General features: G+C 62.4%; 5 protein-coding genes. 3 read left to right on the forward strand and 2 right to left on the reverse strand.

Annotated elements, in window-relative coordinates:
• The first annotated feature begins 122 nt into the window (after nucleotides 1–122).
• On the forward strand, nucleotides 123–929 hold the full coding sequence (locus IRZ56_RS21535) for a CSS-motif domain-containing protein (RefSeq protein ID WP_196146796.1): 807 nt from the start codon (nucleotides 123–125) through the stop codon (nucleotides 927–929).
• Nucleotides 930–947: 18 nt separating this feature from the next.
• Here IRZ56_RS21535 and hppD read toward each other — a convergent pair whose 3' ends face one another.
• Complete coding sequence (hppD, locus tag IRZ56_RS21540) at nucleotides 948–2024, reverse strand: 4-hydroxyphenylpyruvate dioxygenase (RefSeq protein ID WP_084857636.1); 1077 nt, start codon at nucleotides 2022–2024, stop codon at nucleotides 948–950.
• A gap of 302 nt (nucleotides 2025–2326) precedes the next feature.
• Here hppD and IRZ56_RS21545 point away from each other — a divergent pair, with 302 nt between their 5' ends.
• Nucleotides 2327–3910, forward strand: a complete 1584-nt coding sequence (locus IRZ56_RS21545) for a cyclic diguanylate phosphodiesterase (RefSeq protein ID WP_196146800.1) — start codon at nucleotides 2327–2329, stop codon at nucleotides 3908–3910.
• Nucleotides 3911–3942: 32 nt separating this feature from the next.
• Nucleotides 3943–4830, forward strand: a complete 888-nt coding sequence (gene rarD, locus IRZ56_RS21550) for an EamA family transporter RarD (protein WP_196146797.1) — start codon at nucleotides 3943–3945, stop codon at nucleotides 4828–4830.
• On the opposite strand, the gene IRZ56_RS21555 is transcribed toward rarD, so the two are convergent.
• Nucleotides 4793–6364 (reverse strand): TerC family protein, encoded by a 1572-nt coding sequence (locus IRZ56_RS21555; RefSeq protein WP_196146798.1) that lies wholly within the window; start codon nucleotides 6362–6364, stop codon nucleotides 4793–4795. The two genes, rarD and IRZ56_RS21555, sit on opposite strands and share 38 nt — an antisense overlap.
• Nucleotides 6365–6654 lie beyond the last annotated feature (290 nt).

The raw sequence follows: 6654 nt of genomic DNA on the forward strand, positions 1-6654 counted from the left end.
ACGGCGCGTCCAATACCCCGCAGTACAAGCAGATAGCGGCTACAGTCCGGCCACTTCAGACCCCGTTAACCTGCCCTGCAATCCGTCCACTGACGGACTCTTTGCCGGGAGGGGTAACGGCCATGTCGAAGTTCACCCATGCAGGGCGCAGCCTGCTGGAGATGTTGCTCATCCTGACGATCAGCCTGGTTCCCATGGCGTCGGGCCTGCTGGTGATGATCTACCAGTTGGAGCGCAAGCTCGAAGAGAATGCCCAGGTTTCGGTCCAGGAAGCGATCTTTGCCGTCGACAGGGTACTGGACAATTTGCAGACGGCAGCCTCTACTGCGCTTTCGCTGGCCGGCAAGCCGTGTGACGAAATCGCCGGAGCCCTGGAAAGGCTTGCCGCAGGAGACCCGCGGATCCGCTCGCTTGTCCTCACCCGAAACGGGCAGCCCTATTGCAGTAGCATCGAGACGTTCATCGCCGACAGGCCCACGTTCTACAGCCCCAGCACCCATGTGCAGCTCAATTTCAACTCGCCCATCACGCCCAATGGCGTCGTCGTCGAACTGCGCCTTGCCTATGCCAACCCAGGTGTGATCGCGACCGCCTATGGCATCGAGCTGCGCAACGAGCTGCGCGGCTTCCAGGACGGCATGGTGCTGGTACTGGAATTCGGCACGAAATACATCTGGGACATGGGAGACAGTCGTGATCCAGAGAGGCCTTCGCAATCGGAGTTCTACCGCAGTGCGATTTCGAGCAAGCACGGCTATACGGTAAAAGGCGGGTACCCGGAGGGCTTTACGGCAAGTGAAATACGCCAGTCGATGTTGCAGATACTCCCATCCCTGGCGCTGGTAGGGTTGCTGACCGGGGCGATTACCTATTGGGTAATATTCAGGGCACGCAACAAAGGCCGGCAGGCCACCTCTACTAGGCGTTGAGGCAACCTGCCGTTGCGATCACTCGACGTTCAGCACACCACGACGAACCTGGTCACGCTCGATGGATTCGAACAGGGCCTTGAAGTTGCCCTCGCCGAAGCCATCGTCACCCTTGCGCTGGATGAACTCGAAGAAGACCGGCCCCAGCAGGGTCTCGGAGAAGATCTGCAGCAGCAGGCGCTTGTCGCCAGCTTCGGAGGCACCGTCGAGCAGGATGCCGCGCGATTGCAGCTGGTCCACCGGCTCACCGTGACCTGGCAGGCGCTCCTCGAGCATTTCGTAGTAGGTCTGCGGCGGCGCGGTCATGAAGCGCATGCCATAGCCTTTCAGGGCGTCCCAGGTCTTGAGCAGGTCGTCGGTGAGGAAGGCCACGTGCTGGATGCCTTCGCCGTTGAACTGCATCAGGAACTCTTCGATCTGCCCCGAACCTTTGGAGGACTCTTCGTTGAGCGGGATGCGGATCATGCCGTCCGGCGCGGTCATGGCGCGAGACGTCAGGCCGGTGTACTCGCCCTTGATGTCGAAGTAGCGGATCTCGCGGAAGTTGAACAGCTTCTCGTAGAAGCCCGCCCAGTAGGACATGCGGCCACGGTAGACGTTGTGGGTCAGGTGGTCGATGATCTTCAGGCCTGCACCGACGGGATTGCGGTCCACGCCTTCGATGAACTTGAAGTCGATGTCGTAGATCGAGCTGCCTTCCTCGTAGCGGTCGATCAGGTACAGCGGCGCACCACCGATACCCTTGATCGCCGGCAGGCGCAGCTCCATCGGGCCGGTTTCGATTTCCACCGGCTGGGCGCCCAGCTCCAAGGCACGGGCATAGGCTTCATGGGCATTGCGCACGCGGAACGCCATGCCGCACACCGACGGGCCATGCTCGGCGGCGAAGTACGAGGCGACGCTCTTGGGCTCGTTGTTCAGGATCAGGTTGATGCCGCCCTGGCGATACAGGTGCACATCCTTGGAACGGTGGGTGGCCACCTTGGTGAAGCCGAGCATCTGGAATACAGGCTCCAGCACGCCAGGGGTAGGCGATGCGAATTCAATGAACTCGAAGCCCATCAGGCCCATCGGGTTGTCGAAGATATCAGCCATTGTGTGTGTCCTCATCAAGCGAAAAATGTGTCAGGTGCTTTGGATGTCGGACAGGCGTGGTGGCGAGCACGGGATGCCGCGCACGCTGCGGGCAAGGAAGTCACCAATGATCAGCTTGAACCCATGGTATGTCATATGGACCCATTCTCGGCGGGCTTGATTCCCCGGGGCGCGGAGAACCTTATTCTTGTATTCGTAACTCGATTCTACAGGGCGTAAAATCATTTGTCGCGCTTTAGTTCACCGCTCAACCCGACAAACGGCTATCCTCTGCGAATTGGTTTCAAACAGATTGGATGAGCATGCCTTTATCGGTCAAACGCGCCCGCTGGAGCTGGCGTTCCCTCCTCCCCTGGGGTATTGGCGCACTGCCGCTGCTGTGTGGTCTGGGGGTCATGCAATGGCAGGCCCAGCGCGAATTGCACAACAGCAGCCAGGCCACAACCCGACAAGTGGTCAATCAGGTCGAGCATATCCTCGACAACCTTTCCAGCGCTGCCAGGGAGCTGTTGCCCTTGGTCGGTCGCCCTTGCGACGAGATCGACGTGGCCTTGCGCGGGCAGGTCACCCGCAACGCCTTCGTGCGTTCTACCAACCTGTTCCAGCACCATACCCTGTACTGCTCCTCGTTGTTCGGCAATTTCGACGAACCGGTGGACCCACGCGACTACACCGATGGCCGCCTGTGGTTGATGAAGGGCAACGCGGTCACCCCGGGCCATTCCTTGCTGGCCTATCGCCTCAGCAAAGGCGAGGGTGGCGCCATCACCGTGGTCGACAGCGAGCACCTGACCACCGCGCTGAAGCTGATCGGCCCGGAGGAAGAGCTGCAACTTCAGGTCGGTAACAACTGGATAGGCAAGGAAGGCGTGGTGCATACCGGTACGCCGCCACAGGCTGCCATCGCGGCGGTGGTCCAGTCATCGACCCGCTACCCCTTCAGCGTCCATGGCGGCTACACGCCGGGCAAGCGCAGCCAGTTCATGACCGAGCATTACCCGGCCCTGCTCAGCCTATTGCTGGTACTGGGGGTGCTGGCAGGCGCGGTCTGCCGCTGGCAGGTGCGCCGCGCCCTGTCACCGCGCGCCGAGCTGCAACGGGCGCTGGAAGCCGATGAGTTCCTGCCTTATTTCCAGCCCGTGGTGCGCAAGGACGACTACCGCTGGGCCGGTGTCGAAGTGCTGATGCGCTGGAACCACCCGCGCGAAGGCCTGGTGCGTCCGGACCTGTTCATTCCCTATGCCGAACACAGCGGCCAGATCGTCCCCATGACCCGTGCCTTGATGCTGCATACCGCCCAGGGCCTGGCACCCTATGCCGCGCTGCTCGAGGACGGCTTCCACATCGGTATCAACATCACCGCCGACCATTGCCGCGACCTGGGTCTGCTGGATGATTGCCGTACCTTCCTCCAGCATTTCCCGCCGGGGCGCGTGGTGCTGACCCTGGAGCTGACCGAGCGCAAGCTGATCGAAGCCACGCCGGTCACCTTGGAGTTGTTCGAGAAGCTCCATGAAATGGGCGTGATGATCGCCCTGGACGACTTCGGCACCGGCCAGTCGAGCCTCAACTACCTGCGCCAGTTCAAGGTCGACTACCTGAAAATCGACCAGAGCTTCGTCGCGATGATCGGAGGCGATGCACTTTCCCAGCATATCCTCGACACCATCATCGAGCTGTCGGGCAAGCTGGGGTTGGGGATCGTTGCCGAGGGTGTGGAAACCGACGTCCAGCGCGATTACCTGGCGCGTCACCAGGTGGACTTCCAGCAGGGCTACCTGTTCGGCCGACCGATGCCTGTTGGCGACTTTCTTCAAGCCCTGGCCGCCCGTCCAGGCAGGGCGCGGTTGCCCCACGACGTACGCCCTGAGATCATGCCGAACTGATCACCTGTTCAACTTCGTAAATCGAGGCATTCGTGTCAAAAGGCATTCTCTCGTCGGTCGTGGCGTCCTGTCTGTTCGCAGTGATGTACTTCTATACTTCCCTGATGGCGCCCTTGGATGGCGAGGAGATCTTTGCCTGGCGCACCCTGCTGACGCTGCCTTGCCTCACCCTGTTCATGCTGGCCACCAAGGACTGGAAGCTGGTCGGTAGCCTGTTGGCACGGGTGCGCCAGGCCCCGGTCCTGCTGCTGGGCATGATCGGCACCTCATGGTTGATGGGCGTGCAACTGTGGCTGTTCCTCTGGGCGCCGCTGCATGGCCGCAGCCTGGAAGTGTCGATGGGCTACTTCCTGTTACCGCTGGCCATGGTACTCACCGGGCGCCTGGTCTATGGCGAGCGCCTGTCGCGCCTGCAAAAGATCGCGGTGGCGTGCGCCGTCCTCGGCGTGGGCCACGAGCTGTACCAGAATGGCAGCTTCGCCTGGGAAACCCTGGTGGTGACCATCGGCTATCCGATCTATTTCGTCCTGCGCCGCCGCTGCGGCACCGACCACCTGGGCGGGCTGTGGTGCGACATGTGCCTGTTGCTGCCCTGGGCGCTGTATTTCGTGGTGCAGAACCCGCTGACCGCCGCAGACCTTGCCGAACACCCGGCGCTGTATGGGCTGATCCCATTGCTCGGGGCGATCAGCGCCTCGGCCCTGATCGCCTATGTGCTGGCCAGCCGGCTACTGCCTTTCAGCCTGTTCGGCCTGCTCAGCTATGTCGAACCGGTGCTGCTGGTCGGCGTCGCCTTGCTCCTGGGCGAGACCATCGGCCCCGACCAGTGGCTGACCTACCTACCGATCTGGGCCGCGGTGCTGGTGCTGATCCTCGAGGGCATCAAGCACCTGCTGCGCCAACGTCGCCGCTCGGTGTAAGGCGCACCTGGCGAACCCGGCGCTCCTCGACCGCTACCACGGTCAGCGTCCAGCCGTCGCACACCAGGCGGTCGCCGATCACCGGCAGGCGGTCGAGCAGGCTCATCACCAGGCCCGCCAAGGTCTGGTAGTCCTCGGTGGCACGAGCGCCAAAACCGGTACGCGCCTGGACCTGGCTCAGGTTCAGGGCACCGCTGACCACGAAACCGCCCTCTTCCTCGACGATCCCGGGCCCGCTGACTTCGCTGGCATCCGGCAGTTCGCCGGCGATCGATTCGAGGATATCGGTCATGGTCAGTACGCCGGTGAAATCACCGAACTCGTTGACCACGAAGGCAATGTGGGTCGACTGGGCACGCATCTGCTCCAGGGCATTGAGAATGCTGAAGCTCTCCAGCAGGTTCAACGGCGCGCGTGCCAGGCGTTCCAGCTCCGGTTGCCCGCCGGATAACCACTCCTTGAGCAGCTCCTTCTTGTGCACGAAGCCCAACGGCTCTTCGATGCGGCCGCCGCGGATCAGCGGCAGGCGCGAATAGGGCGAGTTCGCCAGGGCCTGGGCGATGGCCTCGGCCGGCTGCGCCAGGTCGATGGTGTCGACCTCGGCGCGCACGGTCATCACCGTGCGGATCGGCCGCTCGGCCAGGTTCAGCACACCACTGATCATCACCCGCTCGCGTCGGTCGAAGACCACCTGCTCGTCGCTGCCCTCGACCAGGTCGGCAATTTCCTCACCCACCTCATCGGCCGCCACGGTGCGGCCCCCCATCAGGCGCAGCACAGCGTGGGCGGTACGCTCACGCAGCGGCCGGTGCTGCTGCAGGCTGCGCTTGCGTCGGGCACGAGCCAGCTGGTTGAACAGCTCGATCAGCAACGAGAAGCCGATGGCCGCGTACAGGTAGCCTTTGGGGATATGGAAGCCCAGGCCTTCGGCGGTCAGGCTGAAGCCGATCATCATCAAGAAGCCCAGGCACAGCATGATCACCGTGGGGTGGGCGTTGACGAAGCGCGTCAGCGGCTTACTGGCGACGATCATGATGCCGATGGAGAAGACCACGGCGATCATCATCACCGACAACTGCTCGACCATGCCCACAGCCGTGATCACTGCGTCCAGGGAGAACACCGCGTCCAGCACCACGATCTGCGCGACGATGGGCCAGAACGCAGCATGGCGGGTCACACCGCTGGTTTGCGCAACGTGCCCTTCGAGGCGCTCGTGCAGCTCCATGGTGGCCTTGAACAACAGGAATACACCGCCGAACAGCATGATCAGGTCACGGCCCGAGAAGCTCTTGCCGAACACCTCGAACAGCGGCGCGGTCAGGGTGACCATCCAGGAGATGCTGGCCAAAAGGCCCAGGCGCATGATCAACGCCAGGCTCAGGCCGATGACCCGCGCGCGGTCGCGCTGGTGCGGCGGCAGTTTGTCGGCAAGGATGGCGATGAAGACCAGGTTGTCGATACCCAGTACCAGTTCGAGCACGATCAGCGTGGCAAGGCCCAGCCAGGCCGTGGGGTCGGCTAGCCATTCCATTGCGAGGTACTCATGTCAAAGGCGTCACGCAGACGCGGGAAAGAAGGCCGGGACGGCCGAGGACTGGGGGGCTCCGAGAAGGTGCTCATGGGGACCTTGATAGTAAATTGGGAAAAAGATCCTACAGCCAGTGGAGTGTTTCCTCACAGAGGGAAACTATTACAAAAGCTGTAACAGGGGGCTGCGGTGTGGCCCATCGCGGCACAAGGCCGCTCCCATAGGCAACCCGCCATTGGCAAGCCTTGCGTGATCCTGTAGGAGCGGCCTTGTGCCGCGATGGGGCGCGTAGC

It is taken from the genome of Pseudomonas guariconensis (assembly GCF_015680235.1).
Classification (GTDB): Bacteria; Pseudomonadota; Gammaproteobacteria; order Pseudomonadales; family Pseudomonadaceae; genus Aquipseudomonas; species Aquipseudomonas guariconensis_A.

Excerpts from the sequence above, each read along its gene's own strand:
- IRZ56_RS21535 (WP_196146796.1), top strand. The coding sequence starts at position 123 with ATGTCGAAGTTCACCCATGCAGGGCGCAGCCTGCTGGAGATGTTGCTC.
- hppD (WP_084857636.1), bottom strand. The coding sequence starts at position 2,024 with ATGGCTGATATCTTCGACAACCCGATGGGCCTGATGGGCTTCGAGTTC.
- IRZ56_RS21545 (WP_196146800.1), top strand. The coding sequence starts at position 2,327 with ATGCCTTTATCGGTCAAACGCGCCCGCTGGAGCTGGCGTTCCCTCCTC.
- IRZ56_RS21555 (WP_196146798.1), bottom strand. The coding sequence starts at position 6,364 with ATGGAATGGCTAGCCGACCCCACGGCCTGGCTGGGCCTTGCCACGCTG.